Raw genomic sequence first — 21,109 nt, 5'->3', positions numbered from 1 at the left:
GACCTTGGCTCAATCGCTCTAATCCCACGAAATCTCTCTCGTGTAGATACAAGGTGGCTCGGCGAAGCCGAGACGGAGAGGGGGAATGGCGCTGCCGTATCCAGGCGAGCGATTGCGCGCGTGCTAAGCCAGCGCCCTACGAAAGCCCCCTCTCCAGCCGCTTCGCGGCCACCTCTCCCCCGCCTTTAGCAGGGGCGAGGAACCCAGGTCCAGAGAAGGCGGGCAGGCCAGCGGGGTGTAGCATAGCGCCAAACAGCCGCGCCTGTTTGCGTCGCAGCGCTTCTCGTCCCCTTGCGCACAACCGGCTTGGCGTTTAGCAAGGCCGCGGTTCAAATTCTTTCCAGGACGGTTTCTCCATGGCAACGAAGCATCTTTTCCTGCTCCCCGGCGACGGCATCGGTCCGGAGGCCATGGCCGAGGTCAAGAAACTGATCGCGGTCATGAACGACAAGCTCGGCAGCGGTTTTGCCACCGATGAGGGGCTGGTCGGCGGCTGCGCCTATGACGCGCATGGCGCGGCGATCTCCGATGCCCACATGGAAAAGGCGATGGCGGCCGACGCGGTGCTGTTCGGCGCCGTCGGCGGTCCGAAATGGGATGCGGTGCCCTACGAGGTGCGCCCTGAGGCCGGCCTGCTGCGCCTGCGCAAGGACATGGAGCTGTTCGCCAATCTGCGCCCGGCCATCTGCTATCCGGCGCTGGCGGCGTCCTCCTCGCTCAAGCAGGAGGTGGTCGAGGGTCTAGACATCCTCATCGTGCGCGAGCTGACCGGCGGCGTCTATTTCGGCGAGCCGAAGCAGATCATCGATCTCGGCAACGGCCAGAAGCGCGGCATCGACACGCAGGTCTACGACACGTTCGAGATCGAGCGCATTTCGGGCGTCGCCTTCGAACTGGCACGCACGCGCAAGAACCACGTCACTTCGATGGAAAAGCGCAATGTGATGAAGTCGGGCGTGCTGTGGAACGAGGTCGTCACCCAGACCCACAAGGCGCGCTATTCCGACGTCAAGCTCGACCACATGCTGGCCGATGCCGGCGGCATGCAGCTGGTGCGCTGGCCAAAGCAGTTCGACGTCATCGTCACCGACAATCTGTTCGGCGACATGCTGTCCGACATCGCCGCCATGCTGACCGGCTCGATCGGCATGCTGCCGTCGGCCTCGCTCGGCGCGCCTGACGTGAAGACCAAGAAGCGCAAGGCGCTGTACGAGCCGGTGCACGGCTCGGCCCCCGACATCGCCGGCAAGGGCATCGCCAACCCGATCGCCATGATCGCGTCCTTCGCCATGTGCCTGCGCTATTCCTTCGGCATGGTCGAGGAAGCCGACCGCGTCGAAAGCGCGATCGCCGCTGTGCTCGACGCGGGCCTGCGGACGAAAGACATCATGTCCGATGGCATGACCGAGGTCGGTACGGTCGAGATGGGCGACGCGATCATCGCCAAATTCCTGGGCTGATATCGTGACGGTCGACGTCCGCTGGGCGACGATCGAGGACGCGACGGCGCTCGCGGCCATATTGTGCGAGATGGCGGTTCACTACCGGCAGCCACCTCTCGATGCCGGCCGGGCCGTGTCTGCCGCACGAAAATGGCTTGGCGAGGAAAGCCCGGCCTATCCGCATTTCGCGCTTGCCTTCGTCGACGGCGAGGTCAGCGGCCTGGCGTCGGTGGCGATCGCGCACCCCGGTATCGATCTCGAGCGGCTGCTGTTCCTCAAGGACCTGTTCGTGCGCGACAAAGCCCGCAACGCCGGCGTCGGCCGGGCGCTGATCGGCTTTCTCGCCGATCATTGCCTGCGCGAAGGCATCGGCCGCATCGACCTGACCACCGAGGACTGGAACGAGGGCGCGCTGCGTTTTTACGGCCGGCTTGGCGCCGAGCGCCACGGCCAGAAGGTCTTTCTCAGGCTTTCGGGTGAGGCGTTGAAAAGCGGCTAGATCCTGACGCCTGCCGGCACTGGTCCCCAAGGATTTTCGCCCACCTGGGACGGCAGAAGTCCGAAGACCAGCAAGGCAATGCTGCCAATGGGAGTGATGAAGCCCAGCAGTGCAAACCAGCCGCTCAGACCCGCGTCATGCACACGCCGCACGACGAGGGCAATCGACGGCAGGATCAATCCCGAAAAGAAAACCAGGAAGGGTATGAGCCCTATGGCCCTCATCGTCGTCCTGTCCGCATTGGTTTTGAAGCCATTGAACGCTAGGTCAACGAGTATTCCGAAGCCTAGAAGCGCCAATATCCCGAGGGTGTAGAATAGCCAGAAGGCCCAGAATTCCTTGCGGCGGGCGCGACCTTTGAAATTGCTATAGTCCGCAATTATCGCGCGCCAGAAGTAAGCCCACAGACCCATGGAATAGGCGGGCCTGCTCTCGGCCGAACGGCGTGGCTGGCCCGTGCTTGGCGATGGCGCTGTCGGGGTGACGGCGACTATATCGTGCGCCGTACCGTCATCCGGTTGAAACTCGACAAGGGTGCCCCTGGCGAGGGTCACTTCATGGCTCACATCGTCACGGGCAAAGATATAACGCTTGCTGTCGATTCCGTCGATGTAGCCGTAGTCCTGATCCTGATCGTAGTGGAATATCGTGCCACGCATGTTTCTCCCCCGCGTTGCGCAAATACTACCCAGGGTTGTTTGTGATTGCAATACACGTGGCGGCTAAATCCTGACACCCGCCGGCACCGGCCCCCACTGGTTTTCCCGGGCCTGCGTCGGGATCAGCGCGAAGACCAGGATGATCAGGCTGCCGATGGTCGGGATCAGGATCAGCAGGCTGAGCCAGCCTGACAGGCCGATGTCGTGGAGCCGGCGCACGATCATGCCGAGGCTAGGGAGCAGTGTCGCCAGCAGGAACGTGCCGCACAGCCCGACCGTTATCGCGCCCGAAATATCACTGTCGAAACCGCCCATATCCATATCGGTGTACAGGCCGATGCCGCCGATGATCAGCAGGCAAACCGTCCAGAACAGGCAGTAGCCCCAATATTCCTTGCGGCGGGCGCGGCCGGCGAAATTGAAGTAGTTCTGCGTCACGCCGCGCCAGAAATAGCCCCAGAGATCGCTGGGTTCGGCCGGCTCGGAGGAGCGGCCGAAATGCTGTGCCGGGGGCGGGGTTGCCGCGGCCTTGCTGCCGGCTTGAGTCGGTGCGGGGTTCGTGCCGGCGTCAGTGGCCGAAGTAGCGGTCTGGGCGGCAATCGAAAAGACGTCGTGAGCCTGGCCGCCGCCCGCCTGAAACTCGACGGACGCGCCCTTCCGCATGGCAGTTTCACGGCGCAGGTTTTCTCGGGTGAAGGTGTATTGGCTGCCGTCGGCGCCGGTGATGAAGCCGAAGCCCTGGACCTCGTCATAGTGAAGCACTTCGCCGCGCATTTGCCACCCCCGCTCGCCACGTCCTAGCCGAAGGTGGCACAGGGCCGTGCCGATGGGCAAGACGGCCAGCATGGCTACCCTCTTCGCGGCAAATGAAGCATAAGGCATCGAGTGCAACCGCCTTCGACAGAAGCAGACATGACAGTCGAGAGTCCTGACAGTAAAACCGTAAATGAAGATGGAGGGGAAAGAAGACCTCCCAGGCTGGCCATCGACGCCACCGGCCTGACGTTCTGGCCGTCCGGCCAGGGACTTGTCGGCATCCCACGGGTGGAAAGCTTTCTCGTCAGCGCAGCCCTGGCCGATCCCGACCCTAGCGTGGAGGTGGTGGCGTTCCGACCGTGGGAAGGCCGGTTTCGCCCCCTCGCTCCTTTCGAGCAGGACCATGTCGCGGCGGGCGAGATTTCACCCTGGCGCCTCAAACGATGGCCTGGGAGGCGCACGGCGATGTCGCAGGCCCTCGAAGCGGTGAGGCAGCAGCCATGGGGCAAGCGCGACGCCGACCGCCATCTCGCCAAGACGGTGACCCATGGCCGCAAAGGCATTGCCTATCAGGCGACGAAGCTGCTGATCCGGGCCTATCGTCTGTACCAGCGGGCGCGAGTCCGGTCGGCCCCGCGTCAGGATGTTCCAAGTCAACCGGCCGAGACTGAACGCGGCTTTGTCCTGATCAGCCATCACATTCTGACCGGGGACGACCGAGTCGCCGTCTCCGGGCGCGCCGGCGGCCTCGCGTTTCTTTGCCACGACCTCATACCGACACTGCGCCCCGACCTGGTTGGTATGAGCCCTGGCGAGGCGCGTTTCGGGTCATATCTCGAACACCTCGCGCGTTCCGGCGCGCCGGCATTTTGTGCATCGGACGAAGTTGGCTCGACGCTGACCGATCATATGCAACAGGCAGGCGTCACGCAGCCGGTGGTATACCGGTTTCCGATGCCTTCCATCCTGTACGAGACGGCTTCGCGCATGGGCGAGACTTCGCGCATCGAGGCCGACGAGCCATTCGTGCTCTATTGTTCGACCATCGAAGTGCGCAAGAACCACATCCTGCTGGCACGGATATGGCAGCAGGCGCTCGACGAAGGCGTCAAGCTGCCGAGGCTCGTCTGCGCCGGGCGCTGGGGCTGGATGATCGATCCGCTGCGCGCCTATCTCAAGGCCCATCCGAGACTGCTCGAGCGGGTTACGTTCACCGGAGCGATCAGCGATGAGGAACTCATCCGATATTATCGCAGCGCTTCCTTCGGCGTCTTTCCCTCGCATATCGAGGGCTGGGGCTATGGCGCCTCGGAATGTCTCGATTTCGGCGTTCCCGTCATCGTCTCGACCGCGCCGTCGCTGATCGAGGCGAGCGGCGGGCTGATGCCGGCGATCGATTCCAATGACCAGGCCGGCTGGTACGCTGCGATCCGCAGGATGGCGGAAGACCCGGACTGGCGCTCATCGCTGACGGAACGCATCGCAAAGCAGCATCGCCCGACGCCGGCATCGGCCAGCTGGGCTGCCATCAAGGCTGGCCTGCAGGCAAGCGCGTCCCTCCGGCCGAAGTCCTAGAGCAATTCCAGGAAAAGTGTGAAGCGGTTTTCCGTCTAGAATTGCGTCAAAACAAAGAGTTAGAGCAGATCGCCGTTTCCGTGAAACGGTGAAATGCTCTAGGTGGGCCGCTTCTTCGCCTTCTTGTGCTTGGGCGCGCCGGTGGTGTCGAATTTCGGCTTGCCCGGCTTCTTCGCCCATGGCTTTGCCTCATGCGGGGCGGCCGGGCGCTGATCGACTGCTGCCGGTGCACGTTTTTCGAATTTGCGCTTCGGCGCGTTGGGGTCGAATGGCGCCTTGCCGCGATGCGGTTTCTTGTCGGGGCTTGGCGGCTGGTAGCCGGCGCGCGACAGATCGGGCGTACCGTCGAGCCGCTTCACCAGGATGTTGCCTTGCAGCTTGCGGTCGGGACCGATCGCGGCGAGGAAGCGGTCGGCCCAGTCGGCTGATATCTGCACGTAGGTCTCTTCCGGCTGCATCTTGATGGCGCCGATCTCGCGCTTCGAGATGCTGCCGGTGCGGCACAGCATCGGGATGAGCCAGCGCGGCTCGGCATTCTGCCGGCGCCCGATCGACAACGAGAACCAGACGCTGTCACCGAAATCGTCGCGACGGCTGGGCGCCTCGTCGCGGCGCGCGAAACCTTCGCCTGCCGGTCTTTCACGCGACGGCGTGAAGGGCGCGATCTCCATGAGGTCCTCGGGGGCCGAGCGGCTGGCGCGGCACTGGCGCACGAAGGCGGCAGCCACTTGCTCGGCGCCATGTCTTGCGAGCAGCGCGTCGATGAAACCGCGCTCGTCTTCCTTCACCGGTTCGTCGAAAACCGGATCGGCAAGGATGCGCTCGTCGTCGCGCCGCATCACGTCGTCGGCCGAAGGCGGGCTCGCCCATGTCGCCTTGAGGCCGGCGTTCTGCAACAGCCGCTCGGTGCGCTTGCGAGCACTGTTGGGCACGATCAGCGCGCTGACGCCCTTGCGCCCGGCGCGGCCGGTGCGACCGCTGCGGTGCAGCAGCGTTTCCGGGTTGGTCGGCAGGTCGGCGTGGATGACCAGTTCGAGATTGGGCAGGTCGATGCCGCGCGCCGCGACATCGGTGGCGATACAGACTTTTGCGCGGCCGTCGCGCATCGCCTGCAGCGCATGGCTGCGCTCGTTCTGGCTGAGCTCGCCCGACAGGGCGACGACGGAGAAGTTGCGGTTGTTGAAGCGCGCGGTCAGATGATTGACGGCGGCACGCGTGTTGCAGAACACCAGCGCGTTCTTGGCTTCGTAATAGCGCAGAACGTTGATGATGGCATTTTCCCGGTCGGGCTGGGCGACGCTCAGCGCCCGGTATTCGATGTCGAGATGCTGCTTCTCCTCGCCGGCGGCCGAGATGCGCACCGCATCGCGCTGATAGCCCTGCGCGAGCGTGGCGATCGAGCGCGGCACCGTGGCCGAGAACATCAGCGTCCGGCGTTCGGCAGGAGCGGCGTCGAGGATGAATTCGAGGTCTTCGCGAAAGCCCAGATCGAGCATCTCGTCGGCCTCGTCGAGCACCACCGCCTTCAGCGCCGACATGTCGAGCGAGCGCCGGGTGATGTGGTCGCGCAGCCGGCCGGGCGTGCCGACGACGATATGGGCGCCGCGCTCCAGCACACGCCGCTCCGAGCGCATGTCCATGCCGCCGACGCAGGAAGCCACGGTGGCGCCGGTCAGTTCGTAGAGCCATTCCAGCTCGCGCGTCACCTGCAAGGCGAGTTCGCGCGTCGGCGCCACCGCCAGCGCCAGCGGTGCGGCGGCGTGGCCAAAGCGCTCCGCGCCCTCAAGCAGGGTCGGCGCCAGAGCGAGGCCGAAGGCCACCGTCTTGCCGGAGCCTGTCTGCGCCGAAACCAGCGCATCGGCCCCGCCGAGTTCCGGCGCCACAACCGCCTTCTGGACGGGCGTCAGCTCGGAATAGCCGCGTTTTTCCAGCGCCCTTGCCAGCGCGGGAACGAGTGCATCGAAGTTGGACATCTTACTCTTTCGGAATTCGGATTCTTATATGCCCAGCAATGGGCCTGTCTTCGGCGGGCGTCGGGACGCTCCATGAGCCGGATGGTCATGCCGTTCGTACTTCGTGCCGCCGCCATTGTACAGGGCAACAGGACGCTCATCGCAATTGACTCTTGACGCAAACCGCGTAAAAGCCCGCTTTGAACGGGATCGTTTTTCGATGCGCGGCCTTTTGATGGCTCTTCTTGCATTCGATGCCCCCAGCCTCAATGCACATCATTGGGCCGGGCGCGTCGGCGCGTCCCCTCGTTCCAGCAAAACCCCATTCTTGGCCAAAAAAACTACCAAAACCACCACCAAAACGGTGTGACTCCCTTGGCCTAACCACCCTCTCCCGGGTTCGGCCCGGGGGACGGAACCCGCATCGGCCAGCGGGTTTCTCCAAAAACCAAGCGGAGAGGGACAGGAGATTTTTCGATGAGTTTCAAGGTAGCGATCGTCGGCGCCACGGGCAATGTGGGCCGGGAAATGCTCAACATACTGGAAGAGCGCGGCTTTCCGGTAAGCGAAGTCGTGGCGCTGGCGTCGCGGCGCAGCCAGGGCACGGAAGTGTCGTTCGGCGACCGCACGCTGAAGGTGAAGACGCTCGACCAGTATGATTTTTCCGACACCGACATCTGCATCATGTCGGCTGGCGGCAGCGTCTCCAAGGAATGGTCGCCGAAGATCGGCAAGCAGGGCTGCGTCGTCATCGATAATTCGTCGGCCTTCCGCTACGATCAGGACGTGCCGTTGATCGTGCCGGAAGTGAACCCGGACGCGATCTCGCTGTTCACGCGCAAGAACATCATCGCCAATCCGAATTGCTCGACGGCGCAGCTGGTAGTGGCATTGAAGCCGCTGCATGACTTCGCCACCATCAAGCGTGTCGTTGTCGCCACCTACCAGTCGGTGTCGGGCGCCGGCAAGGAAGGTATGGACGAACTCTTTACCCAGACCCGCGCGGTCTTCGTCGCCGATGGCGTCGAGGTCAAGAAGTTCACCAAGCGCATCGCCTTCAACGTCATCCCGCACATCGATGTCTTCCTTGATGACGGCTCCACCAAGGAAGAGTGGAAGATGGTCGCCGAGACCAAGAAGATGCTCGACCCCAAGATCAAGCTGACGGCGACCTGCGTGCGCGTGCCGGTGTTCATCGGCCATTCGGAAGCGGTCAACATCGAGTTCGAAAAGCCGATCACCGCCGACGAGGCGCGCGATATCCTGCGCGAGGCGCCGGGCTGTCAGGTCTTGGACAAGCGCGAGGACGGCGGCTACATCACGCCGCTGGAATCGGCCGGCGAAGACGCCACCTTCATCTCGCGCATCCGCGAGGATTCGACCATCGACAACGGCCTGTCGATGTGGATCGTCTCCGACAATCTGCGCAAGGGCGCGGCGCTCAACGCAGTGCAGATCGCCGAGTTGCTGGTCGAGCGCGGCCTGATCCAGCCGAAGAAGAAGGCGGCTTAGTTTTCGCTCACGGGCCGTATCGCCGCTGCCGCGGCGGGCGCTCCGCGGGGGCGCCGGACGACCGGCGGCCCGCAGTCGCGGGCTCGGCCTTCGGCCGGGTGCTGAAGGTTAGCGAAGGCATTGATGGATGCCGATCTCCCCACGAGGGGGAGATCGGCAGCTCTGGCCGATGCGCTACGCTCTGTTCTCCCTGGCCAGCTGGTTCAACAGCCCCAGCGCTTCCTCCGCCCGGTCGACCGGCACGAACAGATGGTCGTGGTAGAAGGCCGAAACCGGGTTCACGCCCATGCCGGCGGCGGCGAGGCGCGTGGTGATGGCGGCGAGAAAGCCGACGGCTTCCAGCGACGAATGGATGTTCAGCGTGACCATCCGGCAGCGGAATGACGCGGTCAGTGCCGCAGCGATGGCCTTCTCCTCGGTTACGATCAGTGTCACGCCCTCGCGCTCACGAAAGATCATCACCGGCTCGAGGCCTTCCGGCTGAACGACGCCGGGCGCCAGCATGGCGAAGACATAGGTGCCGGCGAGCAGTTCCGGCGTCATCGATGCCAGCAGTGTCTTCAGATCGGTCTCGCCGGTCATTCGGTTTCTCTCGCTTGCAGAAATGGGCCGCAGCCCATGTGCTCTTCAATATCCGCGACCGGCGCGTGCCGATAGTCCAGGCGCTGCAAGGACGACATGGCGGTGTCGCTGGTGGCTGGGCTTGCAGAGCTGTCGCATCGCACAATAAAGGAGGTGAGGGCCGATGGCGGTCCGTGAAAGGCCTTCGATGATCGTTCGCCCGCGCCCCACATTCCTACAGCTGTTCTTCATCATGCGCGGTTCGGTCGTGCCACGCATCCTGCCGCAGATATTGGGCTTCGCGCTTTATTCCGCGATCATCCTGGCCGTGGCGCGCCGGTTCCAGCTTGATTTCAGCGTCTTCAACATCACGCCTTTCGGCCTGGTCGGCGTGACATTGTCGATCTATCTCTCGTTCCGCAACAACGCCGCCTACGACCGTTGGTGGGAGGCGCGCAAGCTGTGGGGCGCGCTGGTCTTCGAAATGCGCAACCTGGCACGCGCCACCACCAGCCTCATACCGGACCAGACCGAACAGCGCGCCTTGCTGATGGAAGCGCTCGCCTTCTGTCATTTCCTGCGCGGGCAGTTGCGCAAGATCGACAGCATGAAGGATGCCCGTGCCTTCATCGACGCCGAGGCGGACAAGGCAGCAGCCTTTTCCAATCCGGCGGACGAGATGGTCAGGCGCATGGGCCGGCGTGCCAATGCCCAGCGCCGGGCGGGCGACGTCGACACGATCGGCTTTCGTATCCTCGATGAGAGGCTCGCGTCGATCGCCGCCATCCAGGCTGGCTGCGAGCGGATCGCCGGCACGCCCTTGCCGTTCGCCTACACGCTGTTGGTGCATCGCACGGCCTATATCGTCTGCCTGCTGCTGCCGATCGGCCTGATCTCGACCGCCGGCTGGGCAACGCCGCTGTTCACGGCGCTGATCGCCTACACCTTCTTCGGCCTCGACGCGCTTTCGGAAGAGCTCGAGGATCCGTTCGGCACCGAGGCCAACGACCTCGCCCTCGACGGTCTCTGCCGCGTCTGCGAGATCTCGGTATTCGAGGCGCTGGGCGAAACGCCGCCGAAGATGATCCCGGCGGAAAAGTTCTATTTTTCGTAGGCGAAGGCGCGCGGGTTTAAAAGAATCCGCCCCGCTGTCGGATCGCGGCCCCATGCCACGTCCTTGGGTCGACCCCTGCGAAAGGGCTCGACCATCAGGAGGGACCACCATGAGTATTTCCGAAACCGCGCCCGTCTCGCCGGGCGCTTTGTGGACCGGCCGCGTGCTCAGCGGCGTCATCGTGCTGTTCATGATCTTCGACGGCGTCATCAAGCTGCCGCCGCTCGATGTCGTCACCCAGACGATGGTGCCGCTCGGCTGGCCGGCCGATGCCAATGTCGCGCGCATGCTTGGCGTCATCGGCCTGATCTCGACCGCGCTCTACGCCTTGCCGCGCACCGCGGTGCTCGGCGCCATCCTGCTCACCGCCTATATGGGCGGCGCCATCGCCACCAATGTCCGCGTCGACAACCCGCTGTTCTCGCACATTCTGTTCGGCGTCTATCTCGGCATTATTCTGTGGGGTGGCCTGTATCTGCGCGATGCCAGGGTCCGCGCGCTGATCCCGTTCAGCCGATAGATCCGCTCGAAGCATCGCTTCAACTCGAAGCCTGGAACCCTTTGCCGGGCAATGTCTTAGGGATCGAATCGCCGAGTTGCGAGTTAGAGATTCGCTTGGCGGCGGAGGCGGCTCCTATCGGAGAGGAACGACGATGAAGAAAACGATGCTTTTGATGGCGCTTCTGGTGCCGCTCGCCGCTTGTTCGCAAACGGAAAAAGGCGCGGCCGTTGGCGGCCTCGGTGGCGCTGCCGTCGGTGCGGCGGTCGCTGGCGATCCGGTTGAAGGCGCCGTCGTCGGTGGTGCTGTCGGCGCCGTTGCCGGTGCGCTGATCGGCCGGGCAAGCGAGAGCGGCGAATGCCGCTATCGCGATCGGCGGGGCCGCGTCTACATCGACCGCTGCCCGAGCGGTTATTGATCGGCAGCTCTTACAGACAGAACTGGACAGCAAAACGGCGGGCCTTGGCCCGCCGTTTTCCTGGATGCGATAGGGCAATACTTATTCGGCGGTGGCGGCTTCCGCCTCGGCCGGTGCTGCTGCGGCGGCCGCAGCCGCGGCAGCAGCGTCTTCCTGCGCCTTCTTCAAGAGCGAAGCACGTTCCTGCGCCTTCTTGCCCGGCTCGGCCTTCTTCGGGTTGGAACGGGCGTCGCGCTTGACGAGGCCGGCCTCGTCGAGGAAGCGCAGCACGCGGTCGGTCGGCTGGGCGCCATGCGCCAGCCAATGCTTGACGCGGTCGGCGTCGACCTTGACGCGTTCGCCGTCCTTGGGCAGCAGCGGGTTCCACGAGCCGATCGATTCGATGAACCGGCCGTCACGCGGCGAACGGGCGTCGGCAATGACGACGTGGTAGTAAGGACGCTTCTTCGAGCCCGCACGGGCCAGTCGGATCTTCAAGGGCATTTATTTTCTCCTAAAAAGGCTGATTTGGTTGATCGGTTGGTGGCTGGTTTCTCAGCCGGCTTTCATCACGCCGTTGGAAGCGGCGATCTGTTCGTGGTGGCGGATCACTTCGCGGACGACGAAGTTGAGGAATTTTTCCGCGAAATCCGGGTCGAGATGGGCATCCTTCGCCAGCTGGCGAAGCCGGGCGATCTGCTGCTGCTCGCGTGCCGGGTCGGCCGGGGGCAGGCCATGCGTCGCCTTCAGCACACCGACCGCCTTGGTGCAGCGGAAGCGCTCGGCCAGCATGTGGATGAGGGCCGCGTCGATGTTGTCGATCGAGGCGCGGTAATCGGCCAGGAGAGCGCGGGCGTCGGCCATGTCCTTCTCTTCGTTCATGGCGTCCTCACTTCTTCTTGCCAAGGCCGGGCAGCCCGCCACCGCCGAGGCCGGGAAGCCCGGGGAGTTTCATGCCGCCGGGCAGACCTGGCACGCCGCTGGGCAGGCCACCGCCGCCGGGAAGGCCTTTCATGCCGCCGCCAAGGCCGGCTGCCTGTGCCTGCTTCTGCAAGGCTTCGAGCTGCTTAGGGTCCATCTTCGACAGGTCCGGCATGCCGCCGCCCATCATGCCGCCACCCATGCCCCCGGGGCCGCCGGGCATCATGCCGCCGAGGCCCATCTTGGAGGCGAGGCCGCCCATCATGCCGCGCATCAGGCCGCCGCCTTTGCCCTTGCCGCCCATCGCCTTCATCATGTCGGCCATGCCGCGATGCATCTTGAGCAGCTTGTTGATTTCGGCCGCGTCGGTGCCGGAACCGGCGGCGATGCGCTTCTTGCGCGAATGCTTGAGCAAATCGGGATTGGCGCGCTCGGCCTTGGTCATCGACGAGATGATGGCGAGCTGGCGGCCGAACATCTTGTCGTCGAGACCGGCGGCGGCCATCTGGTCCTTCATCTTGCCCATGCCGGGCATCATGCCCATGATGCCGCCCATGCCGCCCATCTTCGACATCTGCTGAAGCTGGCCGGCGAGATCGTTCAGGTCGAACTTGCCCGACTGCATCTTCTTGGCCATCGCCGCCGCCTGCTCGGCGTCGATGTTCTCGGCGGCCTTTTCGACGAGCGAGACAATGTCGCCCATGCCGAGGATGCGGTCGGCGATGCGCTTGGGGTGGAATTCCTCCAGCCCGTCCATCTTTTCGCCAGTGCCGATCAGCTTGATCGGCTTGCCGGTGACGGCGCGCATGGAGAGTGCAGCACCACCGCGGCCGTCGCCGTCCATGCGGGTCAGGACGAGGCCGGTGATGCCGACGCGCTCGTCGAAGCTCTTGGCCAGGTTGACGGCGTCCTGGCCGGTCAGCGAATCGGCGACCAGCAGGATTTCGTGCGGGCTCGACACCTTCTTGATGTCGGCCATCTCGACCATCAGCGGCTCGTCGATATGGGTGCGGCCGGCGGTGTCGAGGATGACGATGTCGTGGCCGCCGAGCTTGGCCGCCTGCACGGCGCGGCGGGCGATGTCGACCGGCGACTGGCCGTCGATGATCGGCAGCGTGGCGACCTTGACCTGTTCGCCGAGCTGGCGCAGCTGCTCCTGCGCAGCGGGGCGCCGCGTGTCGAGCGAGGCCATCAGGACCTTCTTGTTCTGACGCTCGGAAAGACGCTTGGCGATCTTGGCCGAAGTGGTCGTCTTGCCGGAACCCTGCAGGCCGACCATCATGATGACGACCGGCGCCGGGGCATTGAGATCGATGGCGACGCCTTCGGCGCCGAGCATGTCGACCAGTTCGTCATGGACGATCTTGACGACCATCTGGCCGGGCTTGATAGACTTGACCACGGCAGCGCCGACGGCCTTCTCGCGCACCTTGTCGGTGAAGGAGCGCACCACTTCCAGCGCCACGTCTGCTTCGAGCAGCGCCCGGCGCACCTCGCGCAGCGCCGCCGAGACATCAGCCTCCGACAGGGCTCCGCGGCCGGTCAGGCCGTTCAGGATCGAACCAAGACGTTCCTGTAGCGATTCAAACATTCGTTTTCCTTTTCCCTGGCATCCGGATGATGCCCGAGAGGTAATGCGTTCGCGCCCAGTGTCCAACCAAAAGCCAAAACCAAAAAGCACCCGGGGGCGCTCAGCGCTGCCGGGTGTTGGCCTCCAGGATCGATTTACAGCACTTCACCTCAAAGAGGCTTCGGCGTCCTGGTCGGCTTGCTCGGAGGGATACTCGTCGCGGAATTCGGGGCGTGTAGACAGGAAATCGGCCGCGGAGTCAAGACAAAGACCGGATTGCGTCGTTCCCGGCCTGCAATCAGGCCGTGCTCGCCCGGTCCGGAAGCTCGGCGGCGACCTTGAGCGGCGAACGCGGATGTAGAAGCAGCACGATGGTCAGCAGGCTGCAGGCGATGCCGATGAAGGCGATGAGAACCGCATCCGAGGTCGCCCAGCCCGGTCCTTCGAGCGGCCTGGCATTGAACAGGGCGAAGGAATTGTAGCTTTCCTGATGCGAGATCAAGAGAAACCCGGTCAGGTTGTTGCCGAGATGAGCACCCAGGGCGGCGCCGAGATTGCCGGTTGCGTAGACGACAAGTGTCAGCAGCAGCGCGAAAGCGGCGATCGACGCCAGCACGCAAGCATTGATGGCTGGTGACGAACTCGCACTCCAATGCAGCGAGGTGAACAGCAGGGCCGGCAGCAGGGCCCAGACGAACGGGCTCGTGAACCGGCTGGCGAGACCGCGCAGCAGGTAGCCGCGAAACAGCAGCTCTTCCGAAGAGGTCTGCACCAAGGTAAGCGCGGCGATCGGGATCGCAAACAGCAGCCAGGACGACAGGCTGATCGGGCCACGCGTGATCTGCGGCTGCAGCAGATAGAGCAGGATTTCGGATATGAACGACGTGATCAGCACCGCGATCAGCCCTTTGAGGAAGCCGGGCCATGAAACTCGTCGGCTGTTGCCGAGCAGCGCCGACAGCTTCTCGCCATGCACCCAGCGCATCGCGACCCACAGGCCGATCCAGATGCCGGCAAACGAGACGAGCGCGGTGAGGATGCCGAGGGGCGAAGCGAGGAAGCCCTGAATGCCGGATGATGGGGTCGCCTGCCAGGCGATGAAGGCATAGGTGCCGCCGACCAGCACGGCCACGGTGGTTGCTGCCCAAAAAAGGACCACGATCCCCGTTCCGAGCAACAGGCGCGGCAAGGTCGTCCTGGCGTTCGGCGAATGCCTGTAACGCTCGAAGGCGGCCGGATCGATGGTCACGCGGGCTCCCTTCCCAAAGTCATCGCCTGTTGACTAACCGATGGCCGGGAAAATCGGAATGGTTTTCCGCAAAGACTAAGCCAGAGCAAAGTCGGCGCAGGAGAGCGCCGCGCGGCAGCGCCGCCTGCTGGCGGCCGCTGCTGTCGCTGCGGCCGCTTGTGCCGCTTGTCGTCAGCGAACGACGTACATGATGCGCCGGGTCTGCGGATCGATCAGCGCCCGCTGGCCGTTCACATAGACATAGCGGTAATTGTAGTCCGGAATCTCGCGCAGCTCGACGGTGTCGGGCAGGGTCGCGCCGGTCACCACTTCGCCTTCGAGATAGATGGGATCGAGGCGATGCGTGTCGACATAGGTGCGGACTTCAGCCGGGGGCGAAGGGAAGTCATCCACGACCGGATCGCTGGCGATGATCGCGCCGGTATAATCGGTCGAGTAGTTGCCGATGTCCTCCGGCGGCGAGACGACAGCAACGCTGGAGCGCCGTTCCGTCAGCACCACCCGGCTGCCGCCTATATCGGCCGTCACATAGTCGGAATAGACCCAGCCCTGGCCGCCGGCCTCGGCTATGGTGCACCATTTGCTGTTTTCGATGCAGCCATTGAGCGTTGCCGACTGACCGGCGGCGAGCACGCCGATCACAGGGTATTGCGGGCCGGGCCCGGCGCGCACGTTAAGATCGGTGACGGCTGAGACGGCGGTATCGGCAAACGCGGCGCCGGACATCACGGTCAGCATTCCGGCTACCGCAGGAAACAATAGGGATTTCATGGTTTCTCTCCGTTTTCATGGTCCCTCGCCAGCGAAAACGGGGCAGCAGCTCATGCGTTCCCGCTAAAGCGCCTGCGCCAACTCACGATTTGTTCCGTGTTCTTTCGGCAAATCGGTCAGAAGTTCGTGAACGAATTCCAATTTCCGCGCCGTGACGTCCGAAATGACGAAGGGGTAGAGGTCGGGCAGGCCCATGCAGCGGTTGATCGAATTGGAGGCCTCCGACAGCACCAGCCAGCGGGCAAGGATCTTTTCGAAAGGCTCCGGCGCGGTCGCCGGCTCCGAGGGTGCTGCCTGCAATTCGCCGCCGGTGTCGCCGCGCGGCAAGTCGTTGGCCTCCACCGTCTCCAGCCGGCCGAGCGGAAAGTTCAGTGCGTGCACCATTTCCAGCGTGTCGGTGATGTGCAGGTGATGAGCCCAGGTCTCGGCCCAGTCCTCCCAAGGATGCGAGGTCGCATAGGCCGAGATGTGGCCCTGCTGCCAGTCGGGCGGCGCACCATCGGCATAATAGGCCTTCAGCGCCTGTTCGTAATCGGCGCGGTCGTCGCCGAACAGTGCGCGGAAAGCTTCGAGCCTGCGCGGATCGTCGCGGATGAGGCGGTCCCAGTAATAGTGCCCGAGCTCATGGCGGAAATGGCCGAGCAAGGTGCGGTAGTTCTCGCCCATCTCGACGCGCCGCTTCTCGCGCTCGGCCGAATCCGCCTCGGCGACATTGAGCGTGATCAAACCATTGTCGTGGCCGGTGAGGATCCGCTCGCCACCAGGGCCGCCACCGATCGGATCGGCGAGGAAGTCGAAGGCCAGGCCGACCTCGTCGGCAGGGGTCTGCTTGGGGACTACCGGCAGCCCGAAGGCCAGCAGCGAGTAGATGGCGCGCTTCTTCGCCGCTTCGACACGGATCCAGCGGCGGCGGTTGCCGTCGACGGAGAGATCCGGGATCAGCTGGTTCAGCACGCAGGCGCGGCAAAAAGCGTGACCCGGTTCCGCCATCCAGTTGCAGGCGCATTCGTCGGCGTTGGTGCACTGGAAGACGCCGTCGACGCCCGCCAGCGCAAAGCGCGCGTGCTCGGGATCGTAGAGCACCGGGTTCCCGCAGTTCAGGCACTTGGCGTTCTCGAAATAGATGCGATGGCCGCAATGGGGGCAGTCGAAGAGTTTCATGTCGGTCTCAATTCACCGGAGGTGACATAGATGTCACGGCGGCCCGTGCCCAACGCGAACAGCCGCGCGGCGTTCCGCATTTTGTCGAACTTGTTGGAACATAATCTCTGCAGAACGAGGTTTCGCAAAGCGAAGACCAGGTTCCACCTGTCGTTGGTTCCGTCCTTCGGTTCGGATCATGTCCTCGCCGCAAGCTGGGTGACAACCTGTCTTGCCACCGCTTCGCCTGACAGCCGTGCGCCGCCACAGGTCTGCATCAGCGGACCGGCCAGATGCTCGCCGGCGAAGAAGATCTTGTCGGCCACCGGCTGCATGAGTGCGGCGCGCGCCAGTGAACGGCCGGGGCGAGCGGCGGCATAGGCACCGCGCACGAAGCGCTCGCCGCCCCAATTGGTCATCATGGCGCGTCCGACATGCTTGCGCGTATCGCCGCCGAAGATGCCGCACAGCCGGTCAACGACGAAGTCGATGCCGGCCGCTTCACCGGCCGCCGACAGCTCCCAGGCGAAATCGCCGCCAACGAAACCGACCATCAGGTCGAGGTCGAACGGAAAACACAGGAAATAGATGTCGTGCCTTGCCATCCGTTCGATCAGCAGGTCGTCGAAGGGCTGCAGTCCGAGCCTTGTGCCCGATATCTCGACAGGCAATTTGGTCAGCATGCCCATCGGCAGGTCGAAGAAGGCGCCGAAATGCGTGTCGGGCAAGGCCGGCGAGAACGCGATCTCCTCGAAGGCGAGCACCGCCGGCGAAGCGGTGACGATCACCGCTTTGGCGCGGACGGCGCCGCGATCGGTGACGCAGGCGACGCCGGGCACGTCCCACAGGATCTTGCGCACCGGCGTCGACAGTTCGACCGGCACGCCGGCGCCGAAACGTGCTACCAGCGCGCCAAGGCCCTCCTTGCTGAAGTAGTTCGGGTCGAGATCGGCAGCGGCCTGGAAGTCCAGGATCGAGATTTCGTCCTCGTCGGCACCGAAATCCATCGGCCCGGCGAAGGTGGCGGCGGCGCGCGGTGCATGGCCTTTTGCCAACAGCGCCGAAAGACGATCGTCATCTCCGTCCTTCACTTCATGCTTGGCCAGCAGTTCGAACAGCTTTGCGTCGGCGGCCTTCATGTCGGCTTCTTCCGCTTCGCTCGCCTTGCGCTCGCGGTAGTAGAGATGATCGACGTTCATGTCGTGATGATGCAACGTCCAGCCTGCCGCCTGGGCTTCGGGAAAATAGGGATTGCGGTCGGCCGCATGCAGCCAGGCGCAGCCGATGTCGAAAGGCACGCCGAAATGCTGGTCGCTGGTCCAGGCTCGCCCGCCGATTCGGTCTATCGCTTCGAGCAGCGTGAAGGAAAGCCCCGCCGCCTGCAAGCTCCTGGCGGCGGCAAGACCCGCCGAGCCGGCACCGATGATGACGACATCAACGTCTTGCATGCAGCCCCCCTGCCACAATAATCACTTGATCCTAGGCAAATTCCACGGCATTCGCCAGCATTGCAGCGGTGACAGTGACAAGTGCGCGTTTCGCTGGCAAGTTCGCAATTGGGACGTGATTCAGGCAACCAGGAGATCAACATGGCAATTCTTGCCAAGGGAAAGATGTTTGCAGCGGCCGTGGTGGCGGTGCTTGCGCTGGCGACGGGCGCACAGGCGGCAGCCAGCTGCGGCAAGACCGGCGCCGGCTTCGACGCCTGGAAGCAGGACTTTGCCGCGCAGGCCAGGTCGAAAGGTGTAGGCGCCAAGGGGCTGGCCGCTCTGGCCGGGGCAAACTACGCGACAAAGACGATCTCAGTCGACCGCGGCATTCACAAGGCCTTCAGCGGCTCGGTGGACGATTTCATGCGGCGTCGCGGTGGCGCAGCGATTATTTCCAAGGGCCGGTCGCTGAAAAAGTCGAATGCGGCGCTGTTCTCCAAGATCGAAGCGAATTACGGCGTGTCGCCGGGCGTGTTGCTCGCCATCTGGGGTATGGAAACCGGCTTCGGTTCGGCCATGGGCAACCAGAACACCGTCTCTGCCATTTTGACGCTTGCCTATGATTGCCGCCGGCCGGGGTTCTTCTACCCGCATGCCATCGCAGCCCTGAAGCTGGTTGATCGCGGGGCGTTGACAGCCTCGTCGGTCGGGGCCGCGCATGGCGAGATCGGACACACGCAGTTCCTGCCCGGAAACGTCCTGAAATATGGCGTCGGTGGCGGAAACCTGCGCGACAAGAGCACGGCGCTGGCTTCCACCGCCAACTTCCTCAAGGGGCATGGCTGGCGGGCGGGCGCGAGCGCGAGTGCGAATATGGGCGCGATTGCCGGCTGGAATTCCGCGAGCGTCTATCAGCAGGCCATCGCCCGCATTGCCACGGCGATCGACGGCGATTGACGGATCATGCTCCGGGCAGAAGGCCCCGGCTATTTTTGACTTGATCGGAAACCCGGCGCGAATGTCGGGTTTCATTTGATTTCGAGCGTGTAGGAGCAGCCCGCCAGCGTCTTGCCGGGGTGCGACTCGACGGTCGAGACGTTGAGCTTGATGCCCGTGGAGAAGGTCAATCCTTCCGACTCTTCGGTGCTTTGGACAACGACCTTCTCGCCAAGGAATTTTTCCGGCGTCGAAAAAACGGCAATGACATTGAGCTCCCTGGCAAGCTCTGGCGCCGCAATGCCATCGAGCACGGCCATCGGCCCGGCTGCGGTAAACACGATCGATCCCGTCTCGCGGTTGAACACGCGGATTTTGGCCGGCAGTTCGTATTGGCTGAGAAACGGATTGCCCGAGGCAACCTCCTTCCAGCCAAGCGTTTCAACGGCACCTGGTGCGCTGGACAGCCACAGGGCAAAGTCGTTGTAGGTCGGAACGTCCGCCCTGCACTCGATCAGGGCCGGAAGGTCGAGAGAGGCGGGGTCGAACTCCTGGCCGGCGGCCGGCGTCGCCAGAACAACCAGCGGCGCCAAGCAGCGACCGAAACCGCGCATCCGCGCTACTTGGTGCGGCTGCGCGCGGCCAGCGTCCTTAGCCTCAGCGCGTTGAGGCGGATGAAGCCGGCGGCGTCCTTCTGGTCGTAGGCGCCGCGATCGTCCTCGAAGGTGACCAGCGCATCCGAATAAAGCGTCTTCTTCGACTTGCGGCCGGTGACCATGACATTGCCCTTGTAGAGCTTGAGGCGCACCGTGCCTTCGACGTCTTCCTGGCTCTTGTCGATCATCGCCTGCAGCATCAGCCGTTCGGGCGCGAACCAGAAGCCGTTGTAGATCAGCTCGGCATAGCGCGGCATGAACTCGTCCTTGAGGTGGGCGGCACCTCGGTCGAGCGTGATCGATTCGATGGCGCGATGGGCTGATATCAGGATGGTGCCGCCTGGTGTTTCGTAGACGCCGCGCGATTTCATGCCGACGAAGCGGTTCTCGACCAGGTCGAGCCGGCCGATGCCATTGTCGCGGCCAAGATCGTTGAGTGCCGCCAGCATGGTCGCCGGCGACAGTTTCTTGCCGTTCAGCGCGATCGGATCGCCCTTCAGGAACTCGATCTCGATCTCGGTGACGGTATCAGGCGCGTCCATCGGCGAAACGGTGCGCTGGTGGACGAATTCGGGCGGCTCCACCCACGGGTCTTCCAGCACCTTGCCCTCGGAGGACGAATGCAAAAGGTTGGCGTCGACCGAAAACGGTGCGTCGCCCTTCTTGTCCTTCGGCACCGGGATCTGGTGCTGCTCGGCGAAATTCATCAGGTCGGTACGCGATTTGAACGACCAGTCGCGCCACGGCGCGATGACCTTGATGTCGGGGTTCAGTGCGTAAGCTGAAAGCTCGAAGCGAACCTGATCGTTGCCCTTGCCGGTGGCGCCATGCGCGATCGCGTCGGCGCCGGTTTCCCGGGCTATATCGACCAGATGCTTGGAGATCAGCGGCCGCGCGATCGAGGTGCCGAGCAGATAGGTGCCTTCATAGACGGTGTTGGCGCGAAACATCGGGAAGACGAAGTCGGACACGAATTCCTCGCGCACGTCGACGACGCGGATGTCCTTGATGCCCATCATCTCGGCCTTGCGACGGGCCGGCTCGAGTTCGCCGCCCTGGCCAAGATCGGCGGTGAAAGTCACGACTTCGGCGCCGAGTTCAGTCTGCAGCCATTTCAGGATGATGGATGTGTCGAGACCGCCGGAATAGGCGAGCACGACCTTCTTGACGTCTTTGGCCTTGGACATTTCTACTCCGTCGATGGCGGACGCCCCAGCCTGGGCGTCACGGATTGTCGCAGCGCCTTTTAGCAGGAACGGCAGAGCGAGCAAGCACACGTGCATGCATGGCTTCTGGTCCAGTCCATGGCGAGGGGTGGGCAGGGAAAACAACCTGCTGCAATCAAGGGCTGCATTTGCTGGAGGGATTTAATCAAGTTTTCACGCTCCGTCGCTAATATGACGACAAGCTGTGTAGGCGAAGTGCCGAGACGGCCTTGCCTCGTCGCGGGCACCCTCGGGCTGGGCCATT

At 63.8% G+C, this 21,109-nt stretch carries 22 protein-coding genes; 9 read left to right on the top strand and 13 right to left on the bottom strand.

Annotated elements, in window-relative coordinates; translation table 11 throughout:
- Nucleotides 1–356: 356 nt before the first annotated feature.
- Together leuB and NKI69_RS29730 are read left to right on the top strand one after the other, a co-directional pair.
- Nucleotides 357–1,460, top strand: coding sequence for a 3-isopropylmalate dehydrogenase (gene leuB / locus NKI69_RS29735; RefSeq protein ID WP_352723085.1), 1,104 nt, complete (start codon nt 357–359; stop codon nt 1,458–1,460).
- 4 nt (nt 1,461–1,464) lie between these two features.
- Nucleotides 1,465–1,941: a GNAT family N-acetyltransferase gene (locus NKI69_RS29730; RefSeq protein WP_352723084.1), complete on the top strand. Its 477-nt coding sequence runs from the start codon at nt 1,465–1,467 to the stop codon at nt 1,939–1,941.
- Here NKI69_RS29730 and NKI69_RS29725 read toward each other — a convergent pair.
- Complete coding sequence (locus NKI69_RS29725) at nt 1,938–2,600, bottom strand: DUF805 domain-containing protein (RefSeq protein ID WP_023814442.1); 663 nt, start codon at nt 2,598–2,600, stop codon at nt 1,938–1,940. The two genes, NKI69_RS29730 and NKI69_RS29725, sit on opposite strands and share 4 nt — an antisense overlap.
- 63 nt (nt 2,601–2,663) lie before the next feature.
- The gene (locus tag NKI69_RS29720) at nt 2,664–3,374 is read right to left on the bottom strand and encodes a DUF805 domain-containing protein (protein ID WP_023814443.1); all 711 of its coding nucleotides are present in this window, start codon (nt 3,372–3,374) and stop codon (nt 2,664–2,666) included.
- A 138-nt stretch (nt 3,375–3,512) separates the two neighbouring features.
- Here NKI69_RS29720 and NKI69_RS29715 point away from each other — a divergent pair, with 138 nt between their 5' ends.
- Nucleotides 3,513–4,931 (top strand): glycosyltransferase, encoded by a 1,419-nt coding sequence (locus NKI69_RS29715; RefSeq protein ID WP_352723083.1) that lies wholly within the window; start codon nt 3,513–3,515, stop codon nt 4,929–4,931.
- A 98-nt stretch (nt 4,932–5,029) separates the two neighbouring features.
- Here the strand turns inward: NKI69_RS29715 and NKI69_RS29710 are convergent, their stop codons facing one another.
- Nucleotides 5,030–6,904 (bottom strand): DEAD/DEAH box helicase, encoded by a 1,875-nt coding sequence (locus NKI69_RS29710; RefSeq protein WP_352723081.1) that lies wholly within the window; start codon nt 6,902–6,904, stop codon nt 5,030–5,032.
- 145 nt (nt 6,905–7,049) lie between these two features.
- On the opposite strand from NKI69_RS29710, the gene NKI69_RS29705 reads away from it, so the two are divergent.
- Nucleotides 7,050–7,253, top strand: a complete 204-nt coding sequence (locus NKI69_RS29705; RefSeq protein ID WP_352723080.1) for a hypothetical protein — start codon at nt 7,050–7,052, stop codon at nt 7,251–7,253.
- A gap of 107 nt (nt 7,254–7,360) precedes the next feature.
- Complete coding sequence (locus tag NKI69_RS29700; protein WP_023814446.1) at nt 7,361–8,395, top strand: aspartate-semialdehyde dehydrogenase; 1,035 nt, start codon at nt 7,361–7,363, stop codon at nt 8,393–8,395.
- 174 nt (nt 8,396–8,569) lie between these two features.
- Here the strand turns inward: NKI69_RS29700 and NKI69_RS29695 are convergent, their stop codons facing one another.
- A complete protein-coding gene (locus NKI69_RS29695; protein ID WP_352555601.1) occupies nt 8,570–8,977 on the bottom strand; it encodes an ACT domain-containing protein in 408 nt (135 codons plus the stop codon).
- A gap of 163 nt (nt 8,978–9,140) precedes the next feature.
- Here NKI69_RS29695 and NKI69_RS29690 point away from each other — a divergent pair, with 163 nt between their 5' ends.
- The 3 genes from NKI69_RS29690 to NKI69_RS29680 all read left to right on the top strand — a co-directional run bounded on the left by NKI69_RS29690 (nt 9,141) and on the right by NKI69_RS29680 (nt 10,987).
- On the top strand, nt 9,141–10,070 hold the full coding sequence (locus NKI69_RS29690; RefSeq protein ID WP_352612821.1) for a bestrophin family protein: 930 nt from the start codon (nt 9,141–9,143) through the stop codon (nt 10,068–10,070).
- Between the two features lie 109 nt (nt 10,071–10,179).
- Nucleotides 10,180–10,590 (top strand): DoxX family protein, encoded by a 411-nt coding sequence (locus NKI69_RS29685; protein WP_352555599.1) that lies wholly within the window; start codon nt 10,180–10,182, stop codon nt 10,588–10,590.
- A 133-nt stretch (nt 10,591–10,723) separates the two neighbouring features.
- Nucleotides 10,724–10,987 carry a YMGG-like glycine zipper-containing protein gene (locus NKI69_RS29680; RefSeq protein WP_023811331.1) on the top strand — a complete coding sequence of 88 codons (264 nt, stop codon included), beginning with the start codon at nt 10,724–10,726 and terminating at the stop codon, nt 10,985–10,987.
- Between the two features lie 81 nt (nt 10,988–11,068).
- Here NKI69_RS29680 and rpsP read toward each other — a convergent pair whose 3' ends face one another.
- From rpsP to NKI69_RS29645, 7 genes are all read right to left on the bottom strand, one after another.
- Nucleotides 11,069–11,470: a 30S ribosomal protein S16 gene (gene rpsP / locus NKI69_RS29675; RefSeq protein ID WP_023811330.1), complete on the bottom strand. Its 402-nt coding sequence runs from the start codon at nt 11,468–11,470 to the stop codon at nt 11,069–11,071.
- A 51-nt stretch (nt 11,471–11,521) separates the two neighbouring features.
- Complete coding sequence (locus tag NKI69_RS29670) at nt 11,522–11,848, bottom strand: chorismate mutase (protein ID WP_023811329.1); 327 nt, start codon at nt 11,846–11,848, stop codon at nt 11,522–11,524.
- Between the two features lie 7 nt (nt 11,849–11,855).
- Nucleotides 11,856–13,478, bottom strand: coding sequence for a signal recognition particle protein (gene ffh / locus NKI69_RS29665; RefSeq protein ID WP_128304290.1), 1,623 nt, complete (start codon nt 13,476–13,478; stop codon nt 11,856–11,858).
- 277 nt (nt 13,479–13,755) lie between these two features.
- A complete protein-coding gene (locus NKI69_RS29660; RefSeq protein ID WP_352723078.1) occupies nt 13,756–14,706 on the bottom strand; it encodes a CPBP family intramembrane glutamic endopeptidase in 951 nt (316 codons plus the stop codon).
- 171 nt (nt 14,707–14,877) lie between these two features.
- Nucleotides 14,878–15,477 (bottom strand): DUF1236 domain-containing protein, encoded by a 600-nt coding sequence (locus NKI69_RS29655; RefSeq protein ID WP_023811326.1) that lies wholly within the window; start codon nt 15,475–15,477, stop codon nt 14,878–14,880.
- 63 nt (nt 15,478–15,540) lie between these two features.
- Complete coding sequence (locus NKI69_RS29650) at nt 15,541–16,638, bottom strand: zinc-binding metallopeptidase family protein (protein WP_352723077.1); 1,098 nt, start codon at nt 16,636–16,638, stop codon at nt 15,541–15,543.
- 176 nt (nt 16,639–16,814) lie between these two features.
- Complete coding sequence (locus tag NKI69_RS29645) at nt 16,815–18,065, bottom strand: flavin monoamine oxidase family protein (protein ID WP_352723075.1); 1,251 nt, start codon at nt 18,063–18,065, stop codon at nt 16,815–16,817.
- A 141-nt stretch (nt 18,066–18,206) separates the two neighbouring features.
- Here NKI69_RS29645 and NKI69_RS29640 point away from each other — a divergent pair, with 141 nt between their 5' ends.
- Nucleotides 18,207–19,004: a lytic murein transglycosylase gene (locus tag NKI69_RS29640; protein ID WP_352723074.1), complete on the top strand. Its 798-nt coding sequence runs from the start codon at nt 18,207–18,209 to the stop codon at nt 19,002–19,004.
- 71 nt (nt 19,005–19,075) lie between these two features.
- On the opposite strand, the gene NKI69_RS29635 is transcribed toward NKI69_RS29640, so the two are convergent.
- Both NKI69_RS29635 and NKI69_RS29630 read right to left on the bottom strand, forming a co-directional pair.
- Nucleotides 19,076–19,597 (bottom strand): hypothetical protein, encoded by a 522-nt coding sequence (locus tag NKI69_RS29635; RefSeq protein ID WP_352630977.1) that lies wholly within the window; start codon nt 19,595–19,597, stop codon nt 19,076–19,078.
- 5 nt (nt 19,598–19,602) lie between these two features.
- Complete coding sequence (locus NKI69_RS29630) at nt 19,603–20,826, bottom strand: argininosuccinate synthase (RefSeq protein ID WP_352723072.1); 1,224 nt, start codon at nt 20,824–20,826, stop codon at nt 19,603–19,605.
- Nucleotides 20,827–21,109 lie beyond the last annotated feature (283 nt).

Origin of the sequence: Mesorhizobium sp. M0491, assembly GCF_040321265.1 — a bacterium.
In the GTDB taxonomy this organism is placed as follows: domain Bacteria; phylum Pseudomonadota; class Alphaproteobacteria; order Rhizobiales; family Rhizobiaceae; genus Mesorhizobium.
Note: the sequence above shows the minus strand (reverse complement) of the source record. Positions and strands in the feature narration are given on the sequence as shown.

What these genes read in the sequence shown, in the direction of transcription:
- leuB (WP_352723085.1), top strand. Translation starts at nt 357, where the DNA reads ATGGCAACGAAGCATCTTTTCCTGCTCCCCGGCGACGGCATCGGTCCG.
- NKI69_RS29725 (WP_023814442.1), bottom strand. Translation starts at nt 2,600, where the DNA reads ATGCGTGGCACGATATTCCACTACGATCAGGATCAGGACTACGGCTAC.
- NKI69_RS29720 (WP_023814443.1), bottom strand. Translation starts at nt 3,374, where the DNA reads ATGCGCGGCGAAGTGCTTCACTATGACGAGGTCCAGGGCTTCGGCTTC.
- NKI69_RS29715 (WP_352723083.1), top strand. Translation starts at nt 3,513, where the DNA reads ATGACAGTCGAGAGTCCTGACAGTAAAACCGTAAATGAAGATGGAGGG.
- NKI69_RS29710 (WP_352723081.1), bottom strand. Translation starts at nt 6,904, where the DNA reads ATGTCCAACTTCGATGCACTCGTTCCCGCGCTGGCAAGGGCGCTGGAA.
- NKI69_RS29700 (WP_023814446.1), top strand. Translation starts at nt 7,361, where the DNA reads ATGAGTTTCAAGGTAGCGATCGTCGGCGCCACGGGCAATGTGGGCCGG.
- NKI69_RS29695 (WP_352555601.1), bottom strand. Translation starts at nt 8,977, where the DNA reads ATGACCGGCGAGACCGATCTGAAGACACTGCTGGCATCGATGACGCCG.
- NKI69_RS29690 (WP_352612821.1), top strand. Translation starts at nt 9,141, where the DNA reads ATGGCGGTCCGTGAAAGGCCTTCGATGATCGTTCGCCCGCGCCCCACA.
- NKI69_RS29685 (WP_352555599.1), top strand. Translation starts at nt 10,180, where the DNA reads ATGAGTATTTCCGAAACCGCGCCCGTCTCGCCGGGCGCTTTGTGGACC.
- NKI69_RS29680 (WP_023811331.1), top strand. Translation starts at nt 10,724, where the DNA reads ATGAAGAAAACGATGCTTTTGATGGCGCTTCTGGTGCCGCTCGCCGCT.
- rpsP (WP_023811330.1), bottom strand. Translation starts at nt 11,470, where the DNA reads ATGCCCTTGAAGATCCGACTGGCCCGTGCGGGCTCGAAGAAGCGTCCT.
- NKI69_RS29670 (WP_023811329.1), bottom strand. Translation starts at nt 11,848, where the DNA reads ATGAACGAAGAGAAGGACATGGCCGACGCCCGCGCTCTCCTGGCCGAT.
- ffh (WP_128304290.1), bottom strand. Translation starts at nt 13,478, where the DNA reads ATGTTTGAATCGCTACAGGAACGTCTTGGTTCGATCCTGAACGGCCTG.
- NKI69_RS29655 (WP_023811326.1), bottom strand. Translation starts at nt 15,477, where the DNA reads ATGAAATCCCTATTGTTTCCTGCGGTAGCCGGAATGCTGACCGTGATG.
- NKI69_RS29650 (WP_352723077.1), bottom strand. Translation starts at nt 16,638, where the DNA reads ATGAAACTCTTCGACTGCCCCCATTGCGGCCATCGCATCTATTTCGAG.
- NKI69_RS29645 (WP_352723075.1), bottom strand. Translation starts at nt 18,065, where the DNA reads ATGCAAGACGTTGATGTCGTCATCATCGGTGCCGGCTCGGCGGGTCTT.
- NKI69_RS29640 (WP_352723074.1), top strand. Translation starts at nt 18,207, where the DNA reads ATGGCAATTCTTGCCAAGGGAAAGATGTTTGCAGCGGCCGTGGTGGCG.
- NKI69_RS29635 (WP_352630977.1), bottom strand. Translation starts at nt 19,597, where the DNA reads ATGCGCGGTTTCGGTCGCTGCTTGGCGCCGCTGGTTGTTCTGGCGACG.
- NKI69_RS29630 (WP_352723072.1), bottom strand. Translation starts at nt 20,826, where the DNA reads ATGTCCAAGGCCAAAGACGTCAAGAAGGTCGTGCTCGCCTATTCCGGC.